A 246-nucleotide genomic window follows, 5' to 3' on the forward strand; every position below is an offset into this window, starting at 1 on the left:
GTCCGGATAGGTCGCCGAGAACAGCAGCGTCTGGCGCGTCGTCGGACACATCCGCGCAACCTTCGCGATGTCGTCGAAGAAGCCCATGTCGAGCATCCGGTCGGCTTCGTCGAGCACGAGCGTGTTCAGCGCGTCGAGCTTCAGGTTGCCGCGGTCGAGGTGATCCATGATGCGGCCGGGCGTGCCGACGACGATGTGCGCGCCGTGTTCGAGGCTCTGCGCCTGCGGGCGCATCGGCGTGCCGCC

Annotated in this window: 1 protein-coding gene; it reads right to left on the reverse strand. The window is 67.9% G+C overall.

Annotated features, from left to right (window positions below; genetic code table 11):
* Positions 1-246: DEAD/DEAH box helicase (locus SB816_RS34100; RefSeq protein ID WP_410548513.1), on the reverse strand; the 246-nt coding region annotated here is incomplete at both ends.

The sequence above is a fragment of the Achromobacter sp. SIMBA_011 genome, assembly GCF_046535435.1.
Classification (GTDB): Bacteria; Pseudomonadota; Gammaproteobacteria; order Burkholderiales; family Burkholderiaceae_B; genus Achromobacter; species Achromobacter dolens.